Origin of the sequence: Modicisalibacter sp. 'Wilcox' (genome assembly GCF_010993675.1) — a bacterium.
Classification (GTDB): Bacteria; Pseudomonadota; Gammaproteobacteria; order Pseudomonadales; family Halomonadaceae; genus Modicisalibacter; species Modicisalibacter tunisiensis.
In genome coordinates, this window is record NZ_WNXF01000014.1 from 16017 (window position 1) to 39519 (window position 23503).

Genomic DNA, 23503 nt, shown 5'->3' on the forward strand with positions numbered 1-23503 from the left:
CCATGACTCAATCCCTGGCCCTCGTTTTTCCGGGGCAGGGCTCCCAGCACCTGGGCATGCTGAGAGAGCTGGCCGAACGATACAGCGTGGTGCGAACCACTTTCGAGGAGGCGTCCGACGCCCTCGGATACGATCTGTGGCACGTGGCTCAGGAGGGGCCGGAAGAGGCGCTCAACGCCACGGCCTGCACCCAGCCGGCGCTGCTGACATCGAGCGTCGCCATCTGGCGTGTCTGGCAGGAACTGGAAGGCCCGCGCCCTCTGGTCATGGCCGGGCACAGCCTGGGCGAATACAGCGCGATGGTCTGCGCCGGGGCGCTGGGCTTTGCCGAGGGGGTAAAGCTGGTGCGTCTGCGCGGCGAGGCGATGCAGGAGGCCGTGCCGGCCGGCCGGGGTGCCATGGCGGCGATCCTCGGTCTCGACAATGAGGCCGTCGAGCGTGCCTGCCGCGATGCCGCTCAGGGCGAGGTCGTCGCGGCCGTCAACTACAATGCGCCGGGGCAGGTGGTGATCGCGGGCGACAAGCCCGCCGTCGAACGCGCCATCGCCCTGTGCCAGGAGGCCGGCGCCAAGCGGGCGCTGCCCCTGCCGGTGTCGGTGCCGTCGCATTGCGCGCTGATGAAGCCCGCCGCCGAGCGGCTGGCCGCGGCCATGGGCGAGATCGAGATCAAGACGCCGCGCTACACGGTGGTCCAGAACGTCGACGCCCAGGCGCATGCCGACATCGACACCTTGCGCACGCGCCTGATCGAACAGCTCTATCAGCCGGTACGCTGGACGGACTGCGTCGAGACCATGCTCGCCCAGGGCGCCGAGGTGTTCATCGAGTGCGGGCCGGGCAAGGTGCTCACCGGGCTCAACAAGCGCGTGGCCCGCGGAGCCAAGGGGCTGGCGGCCAATGATCCCGACAGTCTGGCGTCGGCGCTGACGCTGGCGCGGGAAGCGGTCGGCCAGAACGCCAACGATTGATTCGAGAAGGCTTTATGACCAGCGAACGCAGAATCGCCCTCGTCACCGGTGCCAGTCGTGGTATCGGGCGTGCCATCGCCCACGAGCTGGGGCGTCAGGGGCGCATCGTCATCGGCACGGCGACCAGTGATGCCGGCGCCGAGCGCATCGATGCCGACTTTCGCGAGCAGGGGATCGAAGGCGGTGGTCGGCGGCTCGATGCCACCGACCCGGCCAGTATCGATACCCTGCTCAAGGCGATCGTCGAGGAGTTCGGCGCGCCGACCATTCTCGTCAACAATGCCGGAATTACCCGTGACAACCTGCTGATGCGCATGAAGGAAGAGGAATGGGATGCGGTGCTCGACACCAATCTCAAGTCCGTCTACCGCGTCACCAAGGCCTGTGTGCGAGGCATGACCAAGGCGCGTTTCGGGCGCATCGTCAACATCAGCTCGGTCGTGGCGACCATGGGCAACCTGGGGCAGACCAACTATGCTGCCGCCAAGGCGGGCATGGAGGGCTTCACTCGGGCTCTGGCGCGGGAAGTCGCCTCGCGCGGCATTACCGTCAATGCCGTGGCACCCGGCTTCATCGCCACCGACATGACCGAGGCGCTGCCCGAGGAGCAGCACAAGGCGCTGCTGACCCAGATTCCGCTGGCGCGCCTGGGCGCTCCCGAGGAAATTGCCGCGGCGGTGGGCTTTCTGACCAGCGATGCGGCAGGCTATGTCACCGGCGAGACCCTGCAGGTCAACGGTGGCATGAACATGCGTTGAGGCCGTGCTCGACGCCTTGGTTGCGTCGATCTGGGGCCGTCTATAAACTACCCGGCAGTTTCCGGCTGGCGGATATGTACCACTAGGAGTAATCACAGAATGAGCACCATCGAAGAGCGCGTGAAGAAGGTCGTAGCCGAGCGCCTGAACGTCAAGGAAGAGGACATCCAGAACTCGTCATCCTTCACCGAAGATCTCGGCGCCGATTCCCTGGACACCGTCGAGCTGGTGATGGCGCTCGAAGAGGAATTCGACACCGAAATCCCCGACGAGGAAGCGGAAAAGATCACCACGGTACAGGAAGCGATCGACTACGTCGTGGCTCACCAGTAAGCCGACGTGCGACGGCGCTGAATGCCTGTACTCGGAAAGCCGTTCTGGTGACAGAGCGGCTTTCCTTTTTAGGGTGCCAGACCCCATAGCCGGTACGCTTCGGGTATAATGGCGAGCTGCATGGGTGCGCCGCTAGGCAAGCGCCTGACATGGACATCTGGAGGAGAGCTGATGCCTCGTAGAAGGGTCGTGGTGACCGGACTGGGGTTGGTGACACCGGTCGGTAATTCCGTCGAGGAAAGCTGGAGCAATATCCTGGCGGGCAAGAGCGGCATAGCCCCGATCGAGCATTTCGATACCAGTGGTTTCAATACGCGCTTCGGCGGCTCGATCAAGGGGTTCGATATCAGCCCCTATCTGAACCCCAAGGATGCGCGCAAGATGGACCTGTTCATCCAGTACGGCATCGCGGCGGCCTCGCAGGCGGTCCAGCATGCCGGGCTGGAATGCCGCGAGGACAATGCGCACCGTATCGGGGTGGCGATCGGGTCCGGCATCGGCGGTCTGCCGATGATCGAGCACAACCACAACGCCCTGCTCAAGGGCGGGGCGCGGCGCATCTCGCCGTTCTTCGTGCCGGGCTCGATCATCAACATGATCGCCGGCAACCTGGCGATCCGCTACGGCTTCCAGGGGCCCAACATCGCCATCACCACGGCCTGCACCACGGGTACGCACAACATCGGCTACGCGGCGCGCACCATCGCCTACGGCGACGCCGACGTGATGGTCTGCGGCGGGGCGGAGATGGCCACCACACCGCTCGGCCTGGGCGGCTTCTCCGCGGCGCGGGCGCTGTCGACGCGCAACGACGACCCGGCCGCCGCCAGCCGCCCCTGGGATCGCGATCGCGACGGCTTCGTGCTGTCCGATGGCGCCGGGGTCGTGGTGCTCGAGGACTACGAGCACGCCCGAGCACGGGGGGCGACGATCCATGCCGAGCTGACGGGCTTCGGCATGAGCGACGACGCCCACCACATGACCGCGCCGCCCGAGGACGGTCGCGGCGCGGCGGCGGCCATGCGCAACGCGCTGCACGACGCCCGGCTGGCACCCGAGCAGATCCAGTACATCAACGCCCACGGCACCTCCACCCCCACCGGGGATCTGGCCGAGAGCCAGGCCATCGAGCGGGTCATGGGCGACGCGGCGCGAAACGTGGCGGTCAGCTCCACCAAGTCGATGATCGGCCACCTGCTGGGCGCGGCCGGTGCCGTCGAGGCGGTCTTCTGCGTGCTGGCACTGCGTGACCAGGTGGCGCCGCCGACCATCAACCTGGACAATCCGCAGGAGGGGTGCCGGCTGGACTACGTGCCGTACACGGCCCGTGAAACGGCCATCACGCACACGCTGTCGAACTCGTTCGGCTTCGGCGGGACCAACGGCTCGCTGATCTTCTCGCGCGTCTGATCCGCATGCAGGACGACGGCGTTCCCTTCGACGACCGTGGGCTGGCCTACGGGGATGGGGTGTTCGAGACCGTCCTCGTCCGCGACGGTCGGCCCCTGCTCTGGGACGCCCATGTGGCAAGGCTCCGGCGCGGTTGCGAGCGCCTGGGGATCCCCTGTCCCGACCATGACCTGCCGGCGGCGCTGCCGGGCCGGGCCGGCTCGGGGCTGGCCGTGCTCAAGCTGATCGTGACCCGGGGCAGTGGCGGACGGGGGTATCTGCCGCCGGTCGAGCCGCAGCCGCGATACCGCTGGCGAGTGACGCCTTTCGCTCCGCGGGAAACCGCCTGGCGCGAGGGCGTCACGATTCGCCTGTGCGATCTGCGTCTGGCCAGGCAGCCTGCGCTGGCCGGCATCAAGCACCTCAATCGCCTCGAGAATGTGATGGCCCGGCGCGAGTGGGACGATCCCGCGATTGCCGAAGGGGTGCTTCTCGATACCGAGGGGCATGTCGTCGAGACCACCAGCATGAACCTTTTCTGGCATCGTGCAGGTCGCTGGGAAACCCCGGCCCTGGACGCCTGTGGCGTGGCCGGCACCCTGCGTGAGGGTCTCCGGGAGCGGCTGCCGATCGCGGTCGTCACGGCCGGTGTCGATGCGCTGATGCAGGCCGATTCGTTGTGGGTCGGCAACTCCGTGCAGGGGCTGTGGCCGGTGCGACGCCTGCTCGATGCCCGGGGCGTCGAGCGGCAGGCCTGGCCCGTCCCGTCCACGTCTGCACGTATCCTGCAGGATGCTGCCCATGAGCTGCTGGGGTATCCTCGCCTCACCGACTGACCGCGGGCGTCCGGCGGCGCCCGCTTTCGCGTAAGGACTCCGCATGCGTTGGTTGAAACTGTGTCTGGCCGCGCTGGCCGTACTGGGACTCGTGGCTTACGGCGCCTTCCGGTACTGGCAGTCGCGGCTGGTGCAGCCGCTGGCTATCGAACAGTCGATGCTCTACGAAGTCCCCCAGGGCGCGGGGTTCGACCGTGTCGTCGATGACCTGGTGAGCCGGGGCGTGCTGGCCGAGGCCTGGCCCTTCAAGCTCGCCAAGCGTTTTCGGCCTGCCGCATGGCCGGCGCTGCGGGCGGGCGAGTTTCGCCTCGAGCCCGGCATGAGCGGTCGGGCTGCACTCGAGCGCCTGGGCAGCGATCAGGTGGTCACCTACACGGTGACCTTTCCCGAAGGCTGGACCTTCCACCAGGTCCGCGAGGCGCTGGATGACGCCGTCAAGCTCAAGCACACCCTCGAGGGCCTCGATGACAGCGAGGTGATGGCCCGGCTGGGGCATCCCGACCAGCATCCGGAAGGGCGCTTCTTCCCCGATACCTACCGCTATCACAAGGGGGTCAGTGACAAGGCGATCCTCGCGCGAGCCTATGCGCGCATGCAGTCCTCGCTGGACGATGTCTGGAGCGAGCGCGACGCGGACCTGCCACTGGAGTCGCCCTATCAGGCATTGATCCTGGCGTCGCTGATCGAGCGGGAGACCGGGGCCGACGGCGAGCGGGCCCGGATCGCCGGCGTCTTCGTGCGCCGTCTGGAGAAGGGCATGCGGCTGCAGACCGACCCTTCCGTCATCTACGGCCTGGGCGACGACTATGACGGCAACATCACCCGCGCCGACCTGCAGCGCAAGACGCCCTACAATACCTACGTCATCGACGGGCTGCCGCCCACGCCCATCGCCATGCCCGGCATGGCCGCGCTGCGTGCGGCCGTGCACCCGGCCGACGGCGACGCCCTGTACTTCGTCGCCAAGGGCGATGGCAGCCACCATTTCTCGGCGACGCTGCGCGAGCACAATGCCGCCGTGCGTCGCTACATTCTCAATCGCTAGACGAGGCTGCTGCCCATGCCATCACGCGGACGCTTCATTACCCTCGAGGGGGGAGAAGGGGTCGGCAAGAGCACCAACCTGGCCCTGGTGCGTGATCATCTCGAGTCGCTGGGCATCGAGACGATCACCACCCGCGAGCCCGGCGGCACGCCGCGGGCCGAGGCGATTCGCGAGCTGCTGCTGGCCCCCGACGAGGCGGAAACCCTGGCCGATGATGCCGAGCTGCTGCTGGTCTTCGCGGCGCGGGCCCAGCACCTGGCGCGCCGGATCCGGCCGGCCCTGGAGCGTGGCGCCTGGGTGGTCTGCGACCGCTTCACCGATGCCACCTATGCCTACCAGGGCAGCGCCCGGCGGGGCGATCGCTCCGCCATCGCCATGCTCGAGACGTTCGTGCAGCAGGGGCTTCAGCCCGACCTGACGCTGTTGCTGGACATGCCCGTGGACGCCGCGCGCGAGCGCGTGACGGCCCGGGGGCAGGGACTCGACCGCTTCGAGCGCGAGCGCGCCGCGTTCTTCGAGGCGGTGCGGCAGGGCTATCTCGAGCGGGCCGCGGCGGCCCCCGCGCGCATCGCGGTGATCGATGCCGCACGGTCGCTGACGCAGGTGCAGGCCGACATCTGTCATTGCCTCGATCAACGGGTGGCCGCATGGCGCAGCTGACGCCGCTGCCGTGGCAGTCCGAGCTCTGGCAGCGCCTGGTGGCCCTGCAGACTTCCGACCGCCTGCCCCACGCGTTGCTGATTTCCGGTCCGCACGGGCTGGGCAAGCAGCAGCTGGCCGAGGCGCTGGTGGCGCGAACCCTCTGTCTGTCGCCCGGCGATGCGGCCTGTGGCCACTGCCACGGCTGCCGGATGCTGGCCGCCGGCTATCATCCGGACCTGCTGCGGATCTGCCCGGCCGACAATCGCCGCCAGATTCGCATCGACCCGATCCGCGAGGTCAATCAGTTCGTCGCCCAGACCGCGCAGCAGGGCGGCTATCGGGTCATCCTGCTGCAGCCCGCCGAGGCGATGAACGTGGCGGCGGCCAACGCGCTGCTCAAGAGTCTCGAGGAGCCGGGGTCGCGTACCCTGTTCGTGCTGCTCTCGGACGTCCCGTCGCGCATGCTGGCGACGATCCGTTCGCGCTGCCAGCACTGGACGCTGACGGTGCCGGCCCCGGCAGCCTGCCTTCCCTGGCTTGCCGAGGCGCTGGGGGATGAACGCGAGGCAGCGTTCTGGCTGCGTGTGGCCGGCGGGCTGCCGCTGCTGGCACGCGAGCTGGCCGGGGGCGAGGCCCGTCAGCTGCGCCAGACGCTCCAGGAGCTCTTCGACGCCCTGGTGCGCGGTGCCGAGCCGGTCGCCGAGGCCGCCCGGCTCGACCGTCAGGCGGTCGAGCGCATCCTGTGGTACGGTATCGCCTGGCTGGAAGACCTGATTCGGCTGGGGCTGTCCGGCGATACCGAGCAGGTCCGCAATCCCGACCTGCTGCCGCTCTACCGCCAGGCGATAAAGAACGGCCGCCTGCGCGACTGGTTCCGGCTGCTCGATTATGCCCGCGAGCAGCAGCGGCTGCTGGTGGCCGGCGGCAACCCCAACCCCCAGCTGGTGCTCGAGGCCTGGCTGGTGCGCTGGTCGGCATTGCTGCGTTCCTGATCGAAGACCCGAGGAGGCTGTCATGGCGGAACACAAGGCGCTCTCGCTGACCTTCAAGGATCATCGGACCCTGCTGTCGGCCTACATGCCGGCGCTGGAGCGGGGCGGCATCTTCGTGCCGACGCAGGACACCTATGCGCTGGGCCAGCCCGTCTACCTGCTGCTGACGCTGCCCGACGAGAGCGAACGCCTGCCGGTCAGCGGTGACGTCGCCTGGATTTCGCCGCCCGGCGTCTCGGGGCGCCGCATCCCCGGCATCGGTGTGCATTTCGGCGTCAATGACCGCCGGGTCCGCGACCGTATCGAGAACCACCTGGCCGGGCTGCTCGACAAGGGCGAGCCCACCTTCACCTTCTGAGCCACCATCCGCCACTCCTTCGTCAGTCACGAGCCTTTCCGCATGTTTGTCGATTCCCACTGTCATCTGGACCGCCTGGATCTTTCCGCCCACGGCGGCGACCTGAATGCCGCCCTCGACGCCGCCCGTCGGCGCGAGGTCCGCCAGTTTCTGGCGATCGCCGTCACCCTGGAGGACGTGCCCGGACTCGCGGCGATCGCCCGCGAGCACGAGGATGTGGTGATTTCCGCCGGCGTGCATCCGCTGCACGAGGTGCCCCGCGAACCGGACGTGGAGGCCATCAAGGCATGCGCCGAGCGCCACGCGGCGGTGGCGATCGGCGAGACCGGCCTCGACTATCATTATCAGGGGGTGGCGCCGCCGCAGCAGCGCAGCCGCTTCGCCAATCACCTGATCGCCGCCCGGGAGCTGGAACTGCCGGTGATCGTGCACACCCGCGAGGCCCGGGAGGACACCCTGGCGCTGATCGCCGAGCATGGGGATCCGGCCGTCGGCGGCGTGCTGCACTGTTTCACCGAGGATCTGGACATGGCGCGGGAGGCGGTGCGCCACGGCTTTCTGATCTCGCTGTCGGGCATCGTCACCTTCCGCAATGCCGCGGCGATCCGCGAGCTGGCCCGGGCCATTCCGCTGGATCGGCTGCTGATCGAGACCGACAGTCCCTACCTGGCGCCGGTGCCGCATCGTGGCAAGCCCAACGAGCCGCAATGGGTCGTCGAGGTGGCCGAGTGCATCGCTGCCGAGCGCGGGATCAGCGTCGATGAAGTGGCGATGCAGACCACCGCCAATTTCTACCGGCTGTTCCGCGAGGCGCTCCCGCAGGCGCCGGCGGATCTGCGACAGTCACTGGAAGAGGCCGGATGGCGCTGAGCCGGCGGCCCGGGAGAGGAAGTCATGATGCTGGAAGGGCTGATCGGCCAGGTCGAGCCGGCGGTGACGGATCCTGCCAGTCTGCCGCCGCTGGAAACCTGGACGCCGCCGCTGAGCGGTGACATGGCGCTGTCCATCGCCGCCGATGGCCGCTGGTATCACGAAGGACGGGTGATGTCGCGCCCGCGCCTGGTGCGCCTGCTGTCGACCATCCTGCGCCGCGAGGCCGACGGCGATTACTACCTTGTCTCGCCGGTGGAGAAGTGGCGCATTCAAGTCGAGGATCGCCCCCTGCTGATCGTCGATGCCGACCGCGAAGCCGATGCGCCGGGTGGCGGCTGGCGCCTGACGACCAACCTGGGCGATACGCTCGTGCTGGGCCGCGAGCATCGGCTCGCCCTGAGCCCGATGCCCGGCGGCGACGTCATCCCCGAGGTCCCGGTGCGGCACGGCCTGGCTGCCCGGCTCAATCGCAACGTCTACTACCGGCTGCTCGACGTGGCCGAGAGCCGCCAGGTAGCGGGTAGCGAGGAATGGGGGCTGGTCAGCGGCGGTGTGTGGCAACCGCTGGGCCGGCTGGAGCCCGACGCTTGATGCCCCTGACCGACGAGCAGCGCGCCGTCGTCGCGCATGGCGACGGGCATGCGCGCGTCGCCGCGGTGGCCGGCGCCGGCAAGACCACCACCCTGGTCGCCCGGGTACTGGCCCTGCTCGAACAGGGGGTGCCGCCGCGCCGGCTGCTGGTGCTGATGTTCAACCGTGCGGCCCGCGAGGACTTCGCCGCCAAGCTCGAGGCCCTGGCGCCGGCGGGCCTGGCGCTGCCCGACGTGCGTACCTTCCACTCCATCGGCCATCGACTGACCCGCAGCCTGGTGAGCTGGGGGCGGCTGGCGCCGCGCGAGCTGCTCACCGCCGACTGGCAGCGCGAGCGGCTGTTGCGCCAGGCCACCCAGCAGGTGCTGGGCGAGGCCGACGCCCCGACCCGCGAGGCGGCACTCGAGCCCGACCGGCTCGAGGCCCTCGGCCACTTCTGCGAGATGGTCAAGGCCGAGCTGGTCGCGCCGCAGGTGCTCTACGAGCGCCTGGACCTGGGGGCGGGTACGGCACATTTCGTCGCCGCCTTCGACGCCATGGAATCGCTGCTCGAAGCCCACGGCCGCATGACCTACGCCGACCTGCTGTATCGACCGCTGCGCTGCCTGGCCCGTGATGGCGACGCCCGGGCGCGGGTCCAGGGGTTCCTCGACCATGTGATCATCGACGAGTATCAGGACATCAACGAGGCCCAGCAGCGCCTGCTGGCCCTGCTGGCGGGAGATCGGGCCGCGGTGATGGCGGTCGGCGACGCCAACCAGTGCATCTACGAATGGCGCGGTGCGCGCCCCGACTACATGCTCGAGCGATTCGCCGCCACCTTCGGCGCTGCCCGCGACTACCCGCTGTCGGTGACCTTCCGCCACGGCCATGCCCTGGCGCTGGCCGCCAACCATGCCATCCGCGGCAACCGGCGGCGCCCCGACCAGCTGTGCCTGGCGGCGCCGACCAACCCTGACACGCGCATCGAGCAGGGCCAGGGAGTCGCGCCGCTGCTGCAGGCGCTGACGGCCCGGCAGCAGCAGGGGCGGCTCGCCGAGTGTGCCGTGCTGGTGCGCAGCTGGACACTCTCCGTGTCCGTGCAGCTGCAGCTGCTGCGGGCGGGGATTCCCTTTCGGCTGGCCCGGGAGGATCGTTTCGTCTTCCGGCTGCCGCTGGTTCAGGCGCTGGCCGGCTATCTGCAGCTGGCGCGCGAGCCGCGGCGCCTGCAGGATCCCGGGCACCTGCTGTTGCTGTTTTCGCAGCCGACGCCCTTCGTCGCCCGCGAACGCCTGGAAGCGGTGACGCGGCAGCTGGCCGAGACCCAGCGCTGGCCGATGCGGCAGGACCCCTTGCTGGAAGGGCTCAAGCCGGTCCAGCGGCGCAACCTCAAGCGCCGTTGGGAGCTGCTCTGCGAGCTGCCGCGCCTGGGGGGGCTGCCGGCCGCCCGGCTGCTCGAGCACGTGGTGGAGCGCCTGGACGCCGACAAGGTGCTCAAGCGCGCTGCCGCCCGGCGCGAAAAGGGCGAGGAGGACGTGCGCCTGCTCGACGTGCTGATCGAGCAGGCCGAGGAGATGGCCCAGGCCCCCGACGACTTCCTCGAACTGCTGGGCAGCCGCCCGGATACCCGGCACGACGGGGCCGGCGGTGACGGGGGCGTCCTGATCACCACCGTGCACGGCGCCAAGGGACTGGAGTGGCCGCTGGTCGCGCTGTGGGGACTCAACGAGGAAGACTTTCCGCTTTATTCGCGGGACAACCCGCTCGACGACGAGCGTCTCGAGGAGGAGCGGCGTCTCTTCTACGTGGCGGCGACGCGGGCCCGCGAGCAGTTGCTGCTGCTGCATGACGGCGGCACGCATCGTCCCAGCCGCTTCCTGCAGGAGACCGCCTGGACCGACTGCCTGCGCGTCGCCCGGATGCTAAAGGCCCCGGACGACGCGCCGCTTGCGGTGGCCGAGCCCGAGCTGGTGGCGCGCTATCTCAAGGCGGTGGGTCGCGAGGATATCGCGCTGCAGGCGTCGCGTGACGCGTCCGTCGAGTCTGGCGGCGGGACGGGCGCTTACCGGGTCGGGCAGCGGGTGCATCATGCCGTGTTCGGCGGGGGCGAGATTCTGGTCATCGAAGGCCAGCCCGCCGACCCGATTCTCGAGATCCGTTTCGACCAGGCCGGGCGGCGGCGTCTCATCGCACGGCGTGCCCCGCTGGAAAGCGCGGAGCCATAGACGGTGTGTGGCCGTCACACAAGGCATTAACATGCGGACAAGAGGAGGGCGAGAGATGTCGCTGCAAACGCTGATAGATGCCGCCACGGTACGCGATTGGCTGGCGCAGGACCGGTCGGTGCTGATTCTCGATTGCCGGGCCCGTCTGGGCGACGCCGATGCGGGGCGTCGGCTGTGGCGGGAGAGTCGCCTGCCCGGCAGCCGGCATCTCGATCTGGAGGCGGACCTGTCCGACCCGGCCGGTGAGGGCGGGCGTCATCCGTTGCCCGACCCGGGGCGCTTCACCGCCACGTTGCACCGGTTGGGCATCACGCCGGCGGTGCCGGTGATCGTCTACGACGATGCCGGTGGCCAGCTGGCGGCGGCGCGGGCCTGGTGGCTGCTGCATGTCTGGGCGGGGCACCCCGACGTGCGTGTGCTCGACGGCGGGATCGCCGCCTGGCAGGAGGCGGGCGGGGTGCTCGAGAGCCGCGAGCCGGACCTCCCGGGGTCGCCCTCGGGCTGGTCCCCGGCCTTCGACGACACGGCATGGATTGATGCCGACGCCGTGGCGAAGGGCGAGCTGGCCCTGGTCGACGCCCGGGCCCGGGAACGCTACCGCGGCGAGGTTGAACCCATCGATCCCGTCGCCGGACACATCCCCGGGGCCGTGTGTCGACCGAGCGCCGCCAATCTCGATGCCGAGGGCCGCTTCAAGTCGCCGGCCGAGCTCGAGGCGGAGCTGCCCCGCGGTGCGTCGGTGGTCTGCTACTGCGGTTCCGGGGTCACCGCCTGCCACGATATTCTCGCTTATGCCATTGCCGGCCGGGCGCTGCCGAAGCTCTATGCCGGCTCCTGGAGCCACTGGATCCGCGATCCCGCCCGGCCCGTTGCCACCGGGGAAAGCTGAACTGCCTCCGTCGAGGGGGCGCTGATTCATGTCGCGAGCGATGAGAGGCTGGTCGCCGACGGAGCGCAGAAACCGGAGTGTAGCCTGCTACATGAGGATTGCGAGCACCGCCGGCGACCAGGATATCGAGCGCAGCAATGAATCAGGGTTCCCCTACATGTTCGGGTAGTTCGGCCCACCCCCGCCTTCCGGCGCCACCCAGGTGATGTTCTGCGCCGGGTCCTTGATGTCGCAGGTCTTGCAGTGGATGCAGTTCTGGAAGTTGATCTGGAAGCGCGGCCGGCCGGCATCGTCCTCGACCACCTCGTAGACCCCCACCGGGCAGTACCGCTGCGCCGGCTCGGCATACCTGGGCAGGTTGTCGCGGATCGGCACCTCGGGATCGGTGAGCTTGAGGTGGCAGGGCTGATCCTCCTCGTGGTTGGTGTTGGAAAGGAACACCGAGGAGGGCTTGTCGAAGGACAGCTTGCCGTCCGGCTTCGGATAGTCGATCGGTTGCGCCTGGTCGGCGGGCTTGAGCCGGGCGTGGTCCGGGGTGGCGTCATGGACCCGTGGCAGGCGGCCGCCCAGCCACTGGTCGAGGACATTGTAGGCGCCGCCCAGCAGGTTGCCGTACTTGTGGATCGCCGGGCCGAAGCTGGCGCTTTCCTCGAGTTCGGCGTGAGCCCAGCTCGCCTGCCAGGCCTCGGTGAAGGCGGTGAGTTCGCGCCCGCCCTCGTCGCCGTCGGCCAGCGCGGCGAAGACCGTCTCGGCGGCCACCAGCCCCGACTTCATGGCGGTGTGCAGGCCCTTGATCTTGGCGAAGTTGAGCGTACCGGCGTCGCAGCCGATCAGCAGCCCGCCCGGGAAGGTCATCCTCGGCAGACAGTTGATGCCGCCCTTGGCGATGGCCCGGGCACCGTAGGCCACCCGCGAGCCGCCTTCCAGGTAGCGCTTGAGCAGCGGGTGATGCTTCAGGCGCTGGAATTCATCGAACGGAGAGAGCCAGGGATTGGTATAGGCGAGATCGACGATCAGGCCCACCACCACCTGCTGGTTCTCGGCGTGGTAGAGGAAGAAGCCGCCCTGGGTGTCGTCGGGCAGCGGCCAGCCGGAGCCGTGAAGCACCAGCCCGGGCTCGTGCACCTCGGCGGGCACGTCCCAGAGTTCCTTGAGGCCGATGCCGTAGTGCTGCGGGTCCTTGCCCGCGGCCAGGTCGAAGCGTTCGATCAGCCGCTTGCCGAGATGACCCCGTGCGCCCTCGGCAAACAGGGTGTACTTGGCGCGTAGCTCCATGCCCGGCATGTGGCCGTCCTTGGGCTCGCCGTCGGCGCCCACGCCCATGTCGCCGGTGATGATGCCGCGCACCGTGCCGTCCTCGGCGTGGAGCACCTCCTGGGCGGCGAAGCCCGGGAACACTTCCACCCCCAGCGCCTCGGCCTGCTCGCCGAGCCAGCGGCACAGGTTGCCGGCGCTGATCACGTAGTTGGTGCGGCCCTGGCCGACGTTGTGCATGCTGCCGGGCACCAGGGCGTCGGGCAGCTTCCAGGTCTTCTCGGCATCCTTGAGCAGATGGACCTCGTCGCGGGTGGCCGGGGTGGTCAGCGGGGCGCCGCGCTCGGCCCAGTCGGGAAACAGCTCGTCGAGCGCACGGGTCTCGAGGATGGCGCCGGAGAGGATATGTGCCCCGACCTCGGAGCCCTTCTCGACCACGCAGACCGTCAGCTCGCGCCCGGCCTCATTGGCCTGCTGCATCAGGCGGCAGGCGGCGGACAGGCCGGCGGGGCCGGCGCCGACGATCACCACGTCGAAGTCCATGTATTCGCGTTCCACGGCTATCTCCTCGGTCAGGGCAGTGGCGGGCGGCCATGCCGATCTTCGGCACGCGAAAGGCGTCACCGAAAATCATCGTGTCGCTGAATTTTCGGAGCCCTTACTATAATTAAAACGATCGTTTGCTTCTACCCGGAATTGGTGCTAGTCATATTCCACTATCGCAGGGGGTGCAGGCCCGTATCATGGGCGATGCGCCGCCATCTTGGGCGGTACTCAAACCTGTGGCACACTACAGTTTTGGCCGGTTCCCCTATCAAACGCTTGCATGAATTAATGCCTTCCGGTTCTAACCCAGCGAGGACGCCATGAAAGTACTCGTCGCGGTCAAACGCGTCATCGATTACAACGTCAAGATCCGCGTCAAGGCGGATCACTCCGACGTCGACCTGACCAACGTCAAGATGGCCATGAACCCGTTCTGCGAGATCGCCGTGGAAGAGGCGGTGCGCCTCAAGGAACGCGGGATCGCCACCGAGATCGTCGCCGTCACCGTCGGCCCCAAGGCCGCCCAGGAACAGCTGCGCACCGCCCTGGCGCTGGGCGCCGACCGGGCCATCCATGTCACCACCGACGAGCGGGTCGAGTCGCTGGCGGTGGCCAAGCTGCTCAAGCAGGTGGTCGACGCCGAACAGCCCGAGCTGGTGATCCTCGGCAAGCAGGCGATCGATACCGACAACAACCAGACCGGCCAGATGCTTGCCGCGCTGACCGGCATGGGGCAGGGCACCTTCGCCTCGAAGGTCGACGTCAAGGAAGGCACGGTGGACGTCACCCGCGAGATCGACGGTGGCCTGCAGACCGTGGCGCTCACGCTGCCGGCGGTGGTCACCACCGACCTGCGCCTCAACGAGCCGCGCTACGCCAAGCTGCCGGACATCATGAAGGCCAAGAAGAAGCCGCTCGAGACCCGGACGCCCGAGGAACTCGGCGTCGACATCGCCCCGCGCACCACCCAGCTCAAGGTCGAGACCCCGGCCGAGCGCAAGGGCGGCATCAAGGTGGGCTCGGTGGACGAGCTGGTCGACAAGCTGAAGAACGAAGCCAAAGTCCTTTGAAAGGAGCTGATCTCATGAGCATTCTGGTCCTCGCCGAACATCACGACGGTCAGCTCGCCGGCGCCACCGCCCATGTGGTCGCCGCGGCGCAGGCGATCGGAGGCGATATCGACGTGCTGGTCGCCGGCGAGAACGTCGCCGCCGTGGCCGAGGCGGCCGCGACACTCGACGGCGTGCGCCGCGTGCGTGTCGCCGACGCCGCGGTCTACGCCCACCAGCTCGCCGAGCCGCTGGCCGACCTGCTGGTCAGCCTCGCCGACGACTACTCGCACGTGCTGGCCGCCGCCTCCACCACCGGCAAGAATGTCCTGCCGCGACTCGCCGCGCTCAAGGACGTCGCCGCGCTCTCCGACATTCTCAGCGTCGAGAGCACCGACACCTTCAAGCGGCCGATCTACGCCGGCAACGCCATCGCCACCGTGCAGTCGGGCGATGCGCTCAAGGTGATCACCGTGCGCACCACCGCCTTCGACGCGGTGGGCGAGACGGGCAGTGCGACGATCCAGGCCGTCGATGGAGCGGTCGACAACGCCCTCTCGTCCTTCGTCGACGAACAGCTCGAGCAGAGCGAGCGCCCCGAGCTGGGCGCCGCCCGGGTGGTGATCTCCGGTGGCCGCGGCATGGGCAACGGCGAGAACTTCCAGCTGCTCGAGGGCATCGCCGACAAGCTGGGCGCGGCCATCGGCGCCTCGCGCGCCGCGGTGGACGCCGGCTTCGTACCCAACGACATGCAGGTCGGCCAGACCGGCAAGATCGTCGCCCCGGACCTCTACATCGCCGTGGGCATCTCGGGCGCCATCCAGCACCTGGCGGGGATGAAGGACTCCAAGGTGATCGTCGCCATCAACAAGGACGAGGAGGCGCCGATCTTCCAGGTGGCGGATTACGGCCTGGTGGGCGACCTTTTCGAGGTGCTGCCGGAACTCGAGCAGAAGCTCTAGGCACGGTTCGCCGTGACGGTGTCCGACCAGGGCCGGCTCCATGAGCCGGCCCTGGCGCGTTCTGGCACTAGATTATCCGTTGATAATGGTTGTATTTTGCATTAGCGTGTCGGGCATTTCCGGCCGGTGCCGGACCAACGAAGGGAGCTGCAGTGTGAACAAGGTCGGTATGACGATGGCCTGCCTGCTCGTCGCGGCGGGGGTTCTCGGGACGGCCCAGGCGGCGTCGTTGAACGAGACGGCGGTCGAGGCCCAGCAGCGCCAGGCAAAGTTGCAGGCACGCATCGATGCGGCGGACGACCAGACGCGCCAGGCCCTGCGTGAACTGCGCCGCGTCCGTCGCGAGGCGAGTCGGCTCGAGGCCTATGATGAAGAGCTCGCGCGTCAGGTCGAGCGTCAGGCTCGGGCCATCGGCAAGCGCGAGCGGTCGGTGGCACAGCTGGCCGATGCCGGTGAGCGCCTGCCGGTGCTGACTCGACGGCTGGTCGAGCGGCTGCAGGCGCTGGTCGAGGCTGACATGCCGTTCCTGCGCGATGAGCGTGAGGCGCGTCTGGCCAGCCTGCAGCAAATGCTCGACGGCGCTGAGCTGTCGGTTGCCGACAAGCTGGATCGGGTGCTCGCCGCCTGGCGCACCGAGCTGGGTTACGGGCGCGAGGTGGATGCCTGGCACGGGCCTCTCTATCCGTCTGACGCGCAGCCCGACACGGCATCCGAGGGCGCGCCGCGGGCCGTCGACTACCTGCGCGTGGGCCGCGTGGGCTGGTACTACCTGACGCCGAATGGTGAGCAGGGCGGCGTATGGCAGGCCGATGCGCACCGCTGGCAGCCGCTGGATGGTGACGCGCGGCGCGAGGTCCGCAAGGGCCTGCGCATCGCTCGCGAGGAGCGCGCCCCGGCGATGCTCGACCTGCCGTTGTCCGTCTCGCCGGAAGCCCCCTCGCAGGCGGCCTCAGGGGCGTCTCGAGAGCAAACGGAGGGCGACTCATGAAACGTACGCTGATGGCGATCGTTCTGGCGGGGCTCGGTGTATCTTCGCTGGCTCAGGCGCAGCAGGACGGTGCCGATGCCGGAGCATCCGACGGCGACACTCGCCCCTCGATGGTCCGAGTGCTCGAGGACTTTCGTGCTGACAGCCGGGCCGCCGAGGCGCGGGACCGCCGGCGTCTCGGCGAGCTGCTCGACGATCGCCAGGCGCTCGACGAGGCGCTGACCGACGCTCGGGCGCGGCTGAACGCGGCGCAGTCGCGCCGCGACACCCTCGAGGCACGACGCGACGACCAGCAGCAGCGCCTCGATGAGCTGCGCCGACAGGCCCAGTCGCAGACGGGCGGGCTGGACGGCGTGCAGGGCGTGATCCGCCAGCGCATCGGTGAGTTGCGCGACGACCTGGGCGATGGCTGGTTGACGGTGGGCGGTGATGCCCGCCTGCCCGAGCGTCCCGATGACGAGGCGCTGCTCGATCTCGACCGGCTTGCGGCACTGGGGGACAGCCTGGCGCACCTCACCGCCGAGAGCGGCCGCGCGGTGCGCTTCGAGGCGCCGGTAGCCGGCCGCGATGGGGCGGTCGCGCCCCGCGAGGTCATGCGCCTGGGTGCCTTCGCGGCGTTCAGCGACGGTCAGCTGCTGCGTTCGCCGGGCGACGACGGCACCCTGACGATGCTCGAACACACCCCCGGTTCGGTAAGCGATACCCTGCGTGCCTTTCAGCAGGGCGAAAGCGACCGTGTGGCCATCGACCCCACGCAGGGCGAGGTACTCAAGGCCCTGTCCCGGCGCCCGAGCCTGTGGCAGCGCTTCCAGCAGGGCGGCTATGTGGGCTACGTGATCGTGGGGCTCGGTTCCCTCGGCCTGCTGGTGGCCCTGGTCCAGTACATCTATCTGCTGCAGGTATCGCTGCGACTGCGGCGCCAGCTTCGGGATATCGCCGCCTTGCGCGACGACAATCCGCTGGGTCGGGTGCTCCAGCGTTTCCGGGCGCTGGGCGAAGGGTATGTCCCGGAAGCACTCGAGGCGCGTCTCGACGAGGCGCTGCTCGCCGAGCAGCCGCGCCTCGAGCGCGGCCAGCCGCTGGTCAAGCTGCTGGCGGCGGTGGCGCCGCTGCTGGGACTGCTGGGCACGGTGACCGGGATGATCGTCACCTTCCAGTCGATCACGGTATTCGGCACCGGCGATCCGCAATTGATGGCCGGTGGCATCAGCCAGGCGCTGGTGACCACCGTGCTGGGCCTGATCACCGCCGTGCCGCTGCTGTTCGCGCAGACTGCGCTGTCGAGCCGCAGCCGCACGCTGATCGGCGTGCTCGAGGGGCGGGCCAGCGCGGTACTCGCCGAGCATCTGGAATCCCGTCAGGCAATCGGGGAGAGCGGGCATGTGGCTACCGATTGAGCCCCTGAGCCGATTGATCGAGGCCGGTGGCACGGTGCTGGGGCTGATCGCGGTGGTCGCCATGGCGCTGTTCTCGCTGGCGCTGGAGCGCGGCCTCTACTGGCGCTTCCACCATCGCCGCGCGCGGCGCGAACTGATCGAGCGCTGGGCGATGCGTCGCGATCATGTGAGCTGGAGCGCCTTGACACTGCGCGAGACCTGGGCCCGGGAGCTGATCGCCCGGCTGCGCCGACCGCTGCCGTGGCTCAGGCTGCTGGTGGCGCTGTGCCCCCTGCTGGGCCTGCTGGGTACCGTCACCGGCATGATCCAGGTGTTCGACAGCCTGGCGCTGACCCAGGCCGGTCAGGCGCGGGCGATGGCCGACGGCGTGGCCCGGGCGACGCTGCCGACGCTGACCGGCATGGCCGTGGCGGTGGTCGGCCTGCTGTTCGTCACCCGCCTGGAGCAGGTCATTCGGCGCGAGGATCAGCGATTGCACGATCGCATGGCGCGGGCCGTGGAGGCACGGCATGCGTAGACGCCGGACGACACGCGACGACGAGACCGCCGAGATCAACCTGACGCCGATGCTCGACGTCGTCTTCATCATGCTGATCTTCTTCATCGTTACCACCAGCTTCATCAAGGAAAGCGGGGTGGAGATCGCGCGCCCCGAGTCCTCGTCGGCGACGGCGCGGCCCGATGCCCGGGTGATGGTGGCGATCACGCCGCAGGGGGCGGTATGGGTCGACGGCGAGCCGGTGGATGTTCACCGGGTGGGCGGCAAGGTGGCGGGGCTGATCGGCGATGATGGTGCCGTGGTGATCCAGGCCGATCGCAACGCCACTACCGGGCTGCTGATCGAGGTGATGGATCGCCTTCGTCAGGCCGGGGTCGACAACCTGGCGGTCGCGGCGACGCGGGGCGGGCCCTGATGCGTCATCTGCTGGGGGCACTGGGGGGCGCGGTGCTGGCGCTGGTGCTGCTGACGCTGCTGGCCCTGCTGGTCGCGCCGCCGGTCGACCCGCGGCCCGAGATCCAGCCGCCGATGACGGTGGCGTTGGTCGAGGCACCGCAGCAGCAGGTGCCTTCGAGCGAGCCGGCGCCCGAACAGGCGGCACCGCGCCCGCCTGCGGCCATGCCGTCGCCGCCACCGCCGGCGGCGATTCCTTCGCCGAGCCCGACGCAGCCGATAGCGGTGCCGACGCCCGACCTGCCGTCACCGCGGGCACCGGCGCTGCCGCTCGATCGGCGGCTGCCCGAGTTGACCACGCAGCAGCCCGAGCCGCAGCCCGAGCCGCAGCCGAAACCGGCGTCGAAACCCGAGCCGGAGCCGACGTCCCGGGTCGCCGAGGCTCCGGCCGGCGACTCGGCCCCGAAAGACGCCAGTCAGACGCCGGCGGCCAATCACGGGGTGGTGAACTCGCCCCGGCCGACCCGGCGGGTGCCGCCGACCTATCCCGCTCGCGCCCAGCGCCGCGGTATCGAGGGCTACGTCGAGGTGCGCTTCACGATCCGTCCGGATGGCAGCGTCGATCGCGATTCGCTGCGCGTGGTCGATGCCGAGCCGCGGAATGTCTTCGACCGGGCGGCGCTGAAGGCGATCGCGGACTGGCAGTTCCCGCGCGCCTCGCGGCCCCGCGAGGCACGCCAGCGTCTGGTATTCAAGCTCAGGGGATGAAGGCGATCATGGGAGCACGAACGAGCCGAGTCGCCTGGCTGCTGGGGATTTGCCTGCTGGTGCCTTGCGCCGGTGAGGCTGCCCCGGCCTTGCGTTCCGACATGGTGGCGAGCCTCGAGCGCCTGCAGGCGCGCCTCGGGGATGGCGACCCGGCGGTCCTCGCCCGGGAGGCCGAGGCCGCCGCCGAACGCCTCGCGGGGGGCAACGCCGCCGATCGCTGGGCGCGGGCCCTGTTTCTGCAGATCGCGGCGACGGCCGAGGTGGAACGCGGCAACGACGTGCGTGCCGCGGCCCTGTTCGCCGAAGCGCGCGGCATCGACGGCGTCGAGTCGCGCTACCGGCGCCGCTGGCTGCACCAGGAAGCCCGGCTGCGCCTGCGTGCCGGGCAGACCGAGCAGGGCGCCGCGCTGCTGAAGCGCTGGCTCGAGAGTGGCGAGGGTGCGGCCGACGACGCCTGGCTGATGGCGCAGGCCCGGGCCGATCTCGACCAGTGGGCGGCCGCCGCGCAGTGGGTCGATCGGGCGCGGCAGGCTTCCGGAGCCCTCCCCGAGCGCTGGCAGTCCTTCGCCGCCGCCGTCTATCAGCGCGCGGGTCGCGACGCGGCGGCGCTCGCCGTGCTCGATGTCCTTCTGGCCGATGACGACGCCCCGGCCGATGTCTGGCGGCGTGCCGCCGGGCTCGCCCAGCGGCTCGGCGAACGCGGACGCGCCGCGGCGATTCTGGAAGCCGGCCGGCGGCGTGGCGTGCTGACGGGCGAGACCGACCTGCGCCGGCTCATCGAGCTGCATCTGGCGGGCGGCACGCCGGCGCGCGCCGCCGAGCAGCTGGACGCGGCACTCGCCCGGGGGCGCTTGCCCGATGACCTCGACAATCGCCGGCTGCTCGCCCGGGCCTGGAGTGCCGCTCGTGCCCATGACAAGGCGCTGGTCGCCTGGCGGGAGGTGGCCGAGCGCAGCGGGAGGGCGGATGACTGGCGTCGCCTGGGCGAGCTGGCCTATGGATGGGGGCGCCGGCAGACGGTGGTGGAGGCCTTGCAGAAGGCGCGCGAGGCTGGCGATGCCACCCCGCGCGACTGGTTGCTCACGGGCGTGGCGGCCTTCGAGCAGGGCGATGTTGCCGCGGCACGGCGGGCGTTCCGGGCCGCCCGGGAGGCCGGTGCCGCTCAGGCCGCGGCCTGGCTGGCGGCACTCGATGACGGGCAGGTGGTCACGACGCCCGCCGGGGCGGGCGAGCGCTGAGGCAGGCTCAGAGGTCGAGTTCGAGCCATACCGGCGCGTGATCGGAGGGCTTTTCCATGGCGCGCAGCGGGTAGTCGATGCCGGCGGCCGTGACCCGCTCGGCCAGCGGTGCGGTGACCAGGATGTAGTCGATGCGCAGACCGCGCTTGGGATCGCGGTCGAACCCCTTGGAGCGATAGTCGAACCAGCTGAAGGTGTCGGCATCGCGGGGATGGCAGAGCCGGTAGCCGTCGACGAGCCCCCAGTCCTTGAGACGCTCGAGCCACTCGCGCTCGACGGGCTGGAAGCTGGTCTTGCCCTCGCGCAGCCAGCGCTTGCGGTTGGTCTCGCCGATGCCGATGTCGATATCCTCCGGCGAGATGTTGAAGTCGCCCATCACCGCGAGCCGCTGGTCGGGACGGTAGTCGTGCTCGAGCATCTCGCTCAGGCTGGCGTAGAAGGCGCGCTTGTGGGGGAACTTGGTCGGGTGGTCGACGTTCTCGCCCTGCGGGAAATAGCCGTTCCACACGGTCAGGGGCTCGCCGTCGCCATCGCTCAGGCGGGCGCCGATCAGGCGCCGCTGGGCATCGTCGCCGTCATCGGGCAGGCCGTATAAGACCGCCTCGGGAGCCTGGCGGGTGAGCAGGGCGACCCCATAGTGGCCCTTCTGGCCGTGATAGTGGACGTGATAGCCCATGGCCTGCACGGCCTCGAGCGGAAACTCGTCGTCGTGGACCTTGGTTTCCTGCAGGCCGATGACATCGGGTGCGTGGCTGTCGATCAGCGCCTGCAGCTGGTGCAGGCGGGCGCGGATGCCGTTGATGTTGAAGGAAACCAGCCGCATCAGGCATCGTCTCCCGGCGAGTCCTTGTCGCCGTGCAGCGAGAGGGTGGTGGCCTGCTGCTGGCGTGCCAGCTTGCGGGCGGCCTGCTGCTTGCGCTGCTGGCGCTTCTTCTGCAGGTAGCGACGCGACGACGTGATCTCGTCGGGATTGTCGTGGCGCCACTGGCGATAATCCTTGCGCCGGCCGGTACGGATCGTCACCTTGTCGGCCAGCGAGCGGGTCTTCTTCTTGCGCGTCATGGGAAAAACGTCCTGAATCGGTTCTGCGCCTAGTCTACCAGCTTGCCGGCGGACGGCGTCACCCGTGCAAGCCCTGCTCGACAAGGACTGGTACAATGGCGCGATGATAGACACCTTCAACGCAACCGGAACAACCGCAAGCCTATGAGTGAGTCGGAAAAGACAGCCGCCCCGGCCGAGAATCGCAAGCCCAAGCGTCGGCGTCGCAAGCCGCGCAAGAAGCCGTCGAGCTGGGATCTGCGCCAGTTCCAGGTGCCGCCGATGGCCGGCAAGTGGCGCTTCCACGACTTCGATCTGCCGCTGCCGCTGATGCGGGCCATCCATGCCCTGGGCTTCGAGTACTGCACGCCGATCCAGGCCGAGGCGCTGATCCACACCCTGCTGGGCGGTGACGTGGTGGGCAAGGCCCAGACCGGCACCGGCAAGACGGCCGCCTTCCTGATCTCGATCCTTGCCTACTTCCTCGAGGAGGACGCGCCGGACGGCCAGAAGCCCGGGGCGCCGCGGGCGCTGATCGTGGCGCCGACCCGCGAGCTGGCGCTGCAGATCGAGAAGGACGCCAAGGCGCTGGCCCGCTTCACGTCGCTCAACGTCGCCAGCGTGGTCGGCGGCATGGACTACCAGAAGCAGCGTGACCAGCTCGGCAAGAAGCTCGACATCCTGGTCGCCACCCCCGGGCGCCTGCTGGACTTCCAGCAGAAGCGCGACGTGGACCTCAGCCAGACCGAGGTGCTGGTACTTGACGAGGCGGACCGCATGCTGTCCATGGGCTTCATCCCGGACGTCAAGCGCATCATCCGCCACACGCCGAAGAAGGAGGAGCGTCAGACCTTCCTGTTCTCGGCCACCTTCACCCAGGACATCCTCAATCTGGCCGAGCAGTGGACCTGGAATCCGGCACATGTCGAGATCGAGGTCACCGTCGACAACGCCGCCAACATCGACCAGCGGGTCTACCTGGTCAGCGACGCCGACAAGCAGCGGCTGCTGGTCAACCTGCTCAAGCAGGAAAGCTTCGAACGGGTGATGGTCTTCGGCAACCGCCGGGATCTGGTGCGCAAGCTCGACGACCTGCTGCGCAAGGCCGACATCAATGTGGCCATGCTCTCCGGCGACGTGCCGCAGAACCAGCGCATCCAGACCCTCGAGCGCTTCCGCGAGGGCGAGCTGACGGTGCTGGTGGCGACCGACGTGGCCGGCCGCGGTATCCATATCGATGACGTCAGCCACGTCATCAACTACACCCTGCCGGAAGATCCCGAGGACTACGTGCACCGCATCGGCCGGACCGGTCGCGCCGGCGCCAAGGGCGTGTCGATCAGCTTCGTGGGCGAGGAGGACGCCTTCTCGCTGCCCGAGATCGAACGCTTCATCAACGACAAGCTGCCCTGCGAGCATCCGCCCGAAGGACTGCTTTAACGGCAGCTATAAGCTGCAAGCCTCAAGCAAAGGCTTGCAGCTTTGGCGGA

At 69.2% G+C, this 23503-nt stretch carries 25 protein-coding genes; 22 read left to right on the plus strand and 3 right to left on the minus strand.

The features are described from left to right. The first annotated feature begins 2 nt into the window (after positions 1-2). From fabD to G7A98_RS12975, 13 genes are all read left to right on the plus strand, one after another. Positions 3-968 carry an ACP S-malonyltransferase gene (gene fabD / locus G7A98_RS12915; RefSeq protein ID WP_163650094.1) on the plus strand — a complete coding sequence of 322 codons (966 nt, stop codon included), beginning with the start codon at positions 3-5 and terminating at the stop codon, positions 966-968. Between the two features lie 14 nt (positions 969-982). Beyond that, the gene (gene fabG, locus G7A98_RS12920) at positions 983-1726 is read left to right on the plus strand and encodes a 3-oxoacyl-ACP reductase FabG (RefSeq protein ID WP_163650095.1); all 744 of its coding nucleotides are present in this window, start codon (positions 983-985) and stop codon (positions 1724-1726) included. 99 nt (positions 1727-1825) lie between these two features. Next, a complete protein-coding gene (gene acpP, locus G7A98_RS12925) occupies positions 1826-2059 on the plus strand; it encodes an acyl carrier protein (RefSeq protein ID WP_031383713.1) in 234 nt (77 codons plus the stop codon). A gap of 171 nt (positions 2060-2230) precedes the next feature. After that, positions 2231-3469 carry a beta-ketoacyl-ACP synthase II gene (gene fabF, locus G7A98_RS12930; RefSeq protein WP_163650096.1) on the plus strand — a complete coding sequence of 413 codons (1239 nt, stop codon included), beginning with the start codon at positions 2231-2233 and terminating at the stop codon, positions 3467-3469. A 5-nt stretch (positions 3470-3474) separates the two neighbouring features. Continuing rightward, on the plus strand, positions 3475-4284 hold the full coding sequence (gene pabC / locus G7A98_RS12935; protein WP_163650097.1) for an aminodeoxychorismate lyase: 810 nt from the start codon (positions 3475-3477) through the stop codon (positions 4282-4284). 43 nt (positions 4285-4327) lie between these two features. Further along, on the plus strand, positions 4328-5329 hold the full coding sequence (mltG, locus tag G7A98_RS12940; RefSeq protein ID WP_163650098.1) for an endolytic transglycosylase MltG: 1002 nt from the start codon (positions 4328-4330) through the stop codon (positions 5327-5329). Between the two features lie 15 nt (positions 5330-5344). After that, positions 5345-5989: a dTMP kinase gene (gene tmk / locus G7A98_RS12945; protein ID WP_163650099.1), complete on the plus strand. Its 645-nt coding sequence runs from the start codon at positions 5345-5347 to the stop codon at positions 5987-5989. Then, entirely contained in the window at positions 5977-6963 is a 987-nt protein-coding gene (locus G7A98_RS12950; RefSeq protein WP_163650100.1) for a DNA polymerase III subunit delta', read from the plus strand. Before tmk ends, G7A98_RS12950 begins: the two co-directional genes overlap by 13 nt. A gap of 22 nt (positions 6964-6985) precedes the next feature. After that, positions 6986-7321, plus strand: a complete 336-nt coding sequence (locus tag G7A98_RS12955) for a PilZ domain-containing protein (RefSeq protein ID WP_163650101.1) — start codon at positions 6986-6988, stop codon at positions 7319-7321. A gap of 42 nt (positions 7322-7363) precedes the next feature. Next, positions 7364-8191, plus strand: a complete 828-nt coding sequence (locus tag G7A98_RS12960) for a TatD family hydrolase (protein ID WP_163650102.1) — start codon at positions 7364-7366, stop codon at positions 8189-8191. Positions 8192-8215: 24 nt separating this feature from the next. Next, a complete protein-coding gene (locus G7A98_RS12965) occupies positions 8216-8785 on the plus strand; it encodes a DUF1285 domain-containing protein (protein ID WP_163650103.1) in 570 nt (189 codons plus the stop codon). After that, a complete protein-coding gene (locus G7A98_RS12970) occupies positions 8785-10989 on the plus strand; it encodes an ATP-dependent helicase (RefSeq protein ID WP_163650168.1) in 2205 nt (734 codons plus the stop codon). Before G7A98_RS12965 ends, G7A98_RS12970 begins: the two co-directional genes overlap by 1 nt. Before the next feature lie 55 nt (positions 10990-11044). Continuing rightward, entirely contained in the window at positions 11045-11878 is an 834-nt protein-coding gene (locus tag G7A98_RS12975; protein WP_163650104.1) for a sulfurtransferase, read from the plus strand. Positions 11879-12031: 153 nt separating this feature from the next. Here G7A98_RS12975 and G7A98_RS12980 read toward each other — a convergent pair whose 3' ends face one another. Beyond that, on the minus strand, positions 12032-13675 hold the full coding sequence (locus G7A98_RS12980) for an electron transfer flavoprotein-ubiquinone oxidoreductase (RefSeq protein ID WP_163650169.1): 1644 nt from the start codon (positions 13673-13675) through the stop codon (positions 12032-12034). A gap of 323 nt (positions 13676-13998) precedes the next feature. Between G7A98_RS12980 and G7A98_RS12985 the strand changes: the two genes are divergently transcribed. The 8 genes from G7A98_RS12985 to G7A98_RS13020 all read left to right on the plus strand — a co-directional run bounded on the left by G7A98_RS12985 (position 13999) and on the right by G7A98_RS13020 (position 20972). Continuing rightward, positions 13999-14748, plus strand: a complete 750-nt coding sequence (locus G7A98_RS12985; RefSeq protein ID WP_163650105.1) for an electron transfer flavoprotein subunit beta/FixA family protein — start codon at positions 13999-14001, stop codon at positions 14746-14748. Between the two features lie 14 nt (positions 14749-14762). Continuing rightward, a complete protein-coding gene (locus tag G7A98_RS12990; RefSeq protein ID WP_163650106.1) occupies positions 14763-15689 on the plus strand; it encodes an FAD-binding protein in 927 nt (308 codons plus the stop codon). 154 nt (positions 15690-15843) lie between these two features. Beyond that, positions 15844-16677, plus strand: a complete 834-nt coding sequence (locus G7A98_RS12995; protein WP_240464749.1) for a DUF3450 domain-containing protein — start codon at positions 15844-15846, stop codon at positions 16675-16677. After that, entirely contained in the window at positions 16674-18074 is a 1401-nt protein-coding gene (locus tag G7A98_RS13000; protein ID WP_163650107.1) for a MotA/TolQ/ExbB proton channel family protein, read from the plus strand. The genes G7A98_RS12995 and G7A98_RS13000 overlap by 4 nt, the downstream gene beginning before the upstream one ends. Then, positions 18058-18591 (plus strand): MotA/TolQ/ExbB proton channel family protein, encoded by a 534-nt coding sequence (locus G7A98_RS13005; protein ID WP_163650108.1) that lies wholly within the window; start codon positions 18058-18060, stop codon positions 18589-18591. Before G7A98_RS13000 ends, G7A98_RS13005 begins: the two co-directional genes overlap by 17 nt. Next, on the plus strand, positions 18584-18988 hold the full coding sequence (locus tag G7A98_RS13010; RefSeq protein ID WP_163650109.1) for a biopolymer transporter ExbD: 405 nt from the start codon (positions 18584-18586) through the stop codon (positions 18986-18988). Before G7A98_RS13005 ends, G7A98_RS13010 begins: the two co-directional genes overlap by 8 nt. Then, a complete protein-coding gene (locus tag G7A98_RS13015) occupies positions 18988-19734 on the plus strand; it encodes an energy transducer TonB (protein ID WP_163650110.1) in 747 nt (248 codons plus the stop codon). The genes G7A98_RS13010 and G7A98_RS13015 overlap by 1 nt, the downstream gene beginning before the upstream one ends. Positions 19735-19742: 8 nt before the next feature. Further along, positions 19743-20972, plus strand: coding sequence for a hypothetical protein (locus G7A98_RS13020; protein ID WP_240464750.1), 1230 nt, complete (start codon positions 19743-19745; stop codon positions 20970-20972). Between the two features lie 7 nt (positions 20973-20979). Here G7A98_RS13020 and xthA read toward each other — a convergent pair whose 3' ends face one another. Beyond that, positions 20980-21795, minus strand: coding sequence for an exodeoxyribonuclease III (xthA, locus tag G7A98_RS13025; protein ID WP_163650112.1), 816 nt, complete (start codon positions 21793-21795; stop codon positions 20980-20982). Next, the gene (locus G7A98_RS13030) at positions 21795-22034 is read right to left on the minus strand and encodes a hypothetical protein (protein ID WP_163650113.1); all 240 of its coding nucleotides are present in this window, start codon (positions 22032-22034) and stop codon (positions 21795-21797) included. Before G7A98_RS13030 ends, xthA begins: the two co-directional genes overlap by 1 nt. A gap of 144 nt (positions 22035-22178) precedes the next feature. On the opposite strand from G7A98_RS13030, the gene rhlB reads away from it, so the two are divergent. After that, positions 22179-23453 (plus strand): ATP-dependent RNA helicase RhlB, encoded by a 1275-nt coding sequence (rhlB, locus tag G7A98_RS13035; protein ID WP_163650114.1) that lies wholly within the window; start codon positions 22179-22181, stop codon positions 23451-23453. Positions 23454-23503 lie beyond the last annotated feature (50 nt).

Bases quoted from the DNA above. Each gene is read 5' to 3' on its own strand.
- G7A98_RS13030 (WP_163650113.1), bottom strand. From the start codon at position 22,034: ATGACGCGCAAGAAGAAGACCCGCTCGCTGGCCGACAAGGTGACGATC.
- G7A98_RS12960 (WP_163650102.1), top strand. From the start codon at position 7,364: ATGTTTGTCGATTCCCACTGTCATCTGGACCGCCTGGATCTTTCCGCC.
- G7A98_RS12955 (WP_163650101.1), top strand. From the start codon at position 6,986: ATGGCGGAACACAAGGCGCTCTCGCTGACCTTCAAGGATCATCGGACC.
- G7A98_RS12975 (WP_163650104.1), top strand. From the start codon at position 11,045: ATGTCGCTGCAAACGCTGATAGATGCCGCCACGGTACGCGATTGGCTG.
- mltG (WP_163650098.1), top strand. From the start codon at position 4,328: ATGCGTTGGTTGAAACTGTGTCTGGCCGCGCTGGCCGTACTGGGACTC.
- G7A98_RS12990 (WP_163650106.1), top strand. From the start codon at position 14,763: ATGAGCATTCTGGTCCTCGCCGAACATCACGACGGTCAGCTCGCCGGC.
- tmk (WP_163650099.1), top strand. From the start codon at position 5,345: ATGCCATCACGCGGACGCTTCATTACCCTCGAGGGGGGAGAAGGGGTC.
- G7A98_RS12965 (WP_163650103.1), top strand. From the start codon at position 8,216: ATGATGCTGGAAGGGCTGATCGGCCAGGTCGAGCCGGCGGTGACGGAT.
- G7A98_RS12970 (WP_163650168.1), top strand. From the start codon at position 8,785: ATGCCCCTGACCGACGAGCAGCGCGCCGTCGTCGCGCATGGCGACGGG.
- fabF (WP_163650096.1), top strand. From the start codon at position 2,231: ATGCCTCGTAGAAGGGTCGTGGTGACCGGACTGGGGTTGGTGACACCG.
- G7A98_RS13020 (WP_240464750.1), top strand. From the start codon at position 19,743: ATGGGAGCACGAACGAGCCGAGTCGCCTGGCTGCTGGGGATTTGCCTG.
- pabC (WP_163650097.1), top strand. From the start codon at position 3,475: ATGCAGGACGACGGCGTTCCCTTCGACGACCGTGGGCTGGCCTACGGG.
- G7A98_RS13000 (WP_163650107.1), top strand. From the start codon at position 16,674: ATGAAACGTACGCTGATGGCGATCGTTCTGGCGGGGCTCGGTGTATCT.
- fabG (WP_163650095.1), top strand. From the start codon at position 983: ATGACCAGCGAACGCAGAATCGCCCTCGTCACCGGTGCCAGTCGTGGT.
- G7A98_RS12980 (WP_163650169.1), bottom strand. From the start codon at position 13,675: ATGGACTTCGACGTGGTGATCGTCGGCGCCGGCCCCGCCGGCCTGTCC.
- G7A98_RS12985 (WP_163650105.1), top strand. From the start codon at position 13,999: ATGAAAGTACTCGTCGCGGTCAAACGCGTCATCGATTACAACGTCAAG.
- G7A98_RS12950 (WP_163650100.1), top strand. From the start codon at position 5,977: ATGGCGCAGCTGACGCCGCTGCCGTGGCAGTCCGAGCTCTGGCAGCGC.
- acpP (WP_031383713.1), top strand. From the start codon at position 1,826: ATGAGCACCATCGAAGAGCGCGTGAAGAAGGTCGTAGCCGAGCGCCTG.
- G7A98_RS13010 (WP_163650109.1), top strand. From the start codon at position 18,584: ATGCGTAGACGCCGGACGACACGCGACGACGAGACCGCCGAGATCAAC.
- rhlB (WP_163650114.1), top strand. From the start codon at position 22,179: ATGAGTGAGTCGGAAAAGACAGCCGCCCCGGCCGAGAATCGCAAGCCC.
- G7A98_RS13005 (WP_163650108.1), top strand. From the start codon at position 18,058: ATGTGGCTACCGATTGAGCCCCTGAGCCGATTGATCGAGGCCGGTGGC.
- xthA (WP_163650112.1), bottom strand. From the start codon at position 21,795: ATGCGGCTGGTTTCCTTCAACATCAACGGCATCCGCGCCCGCCTGCAC.
- fabD (WP_163650094.1), top strand. From the start codon at position 3: ATGACTCAATCCCTGGCCCTCGTTTTTCCGGGGCAGGGCTCCCAGCAC.
- G7A98_RS13015 (WP_163650110.1), top strand. From the start codon at position 18,988: ATGCGTCATCTGCTGGGGGCACTGGGGGGCGCGGTGCTGGCGCTGGTG.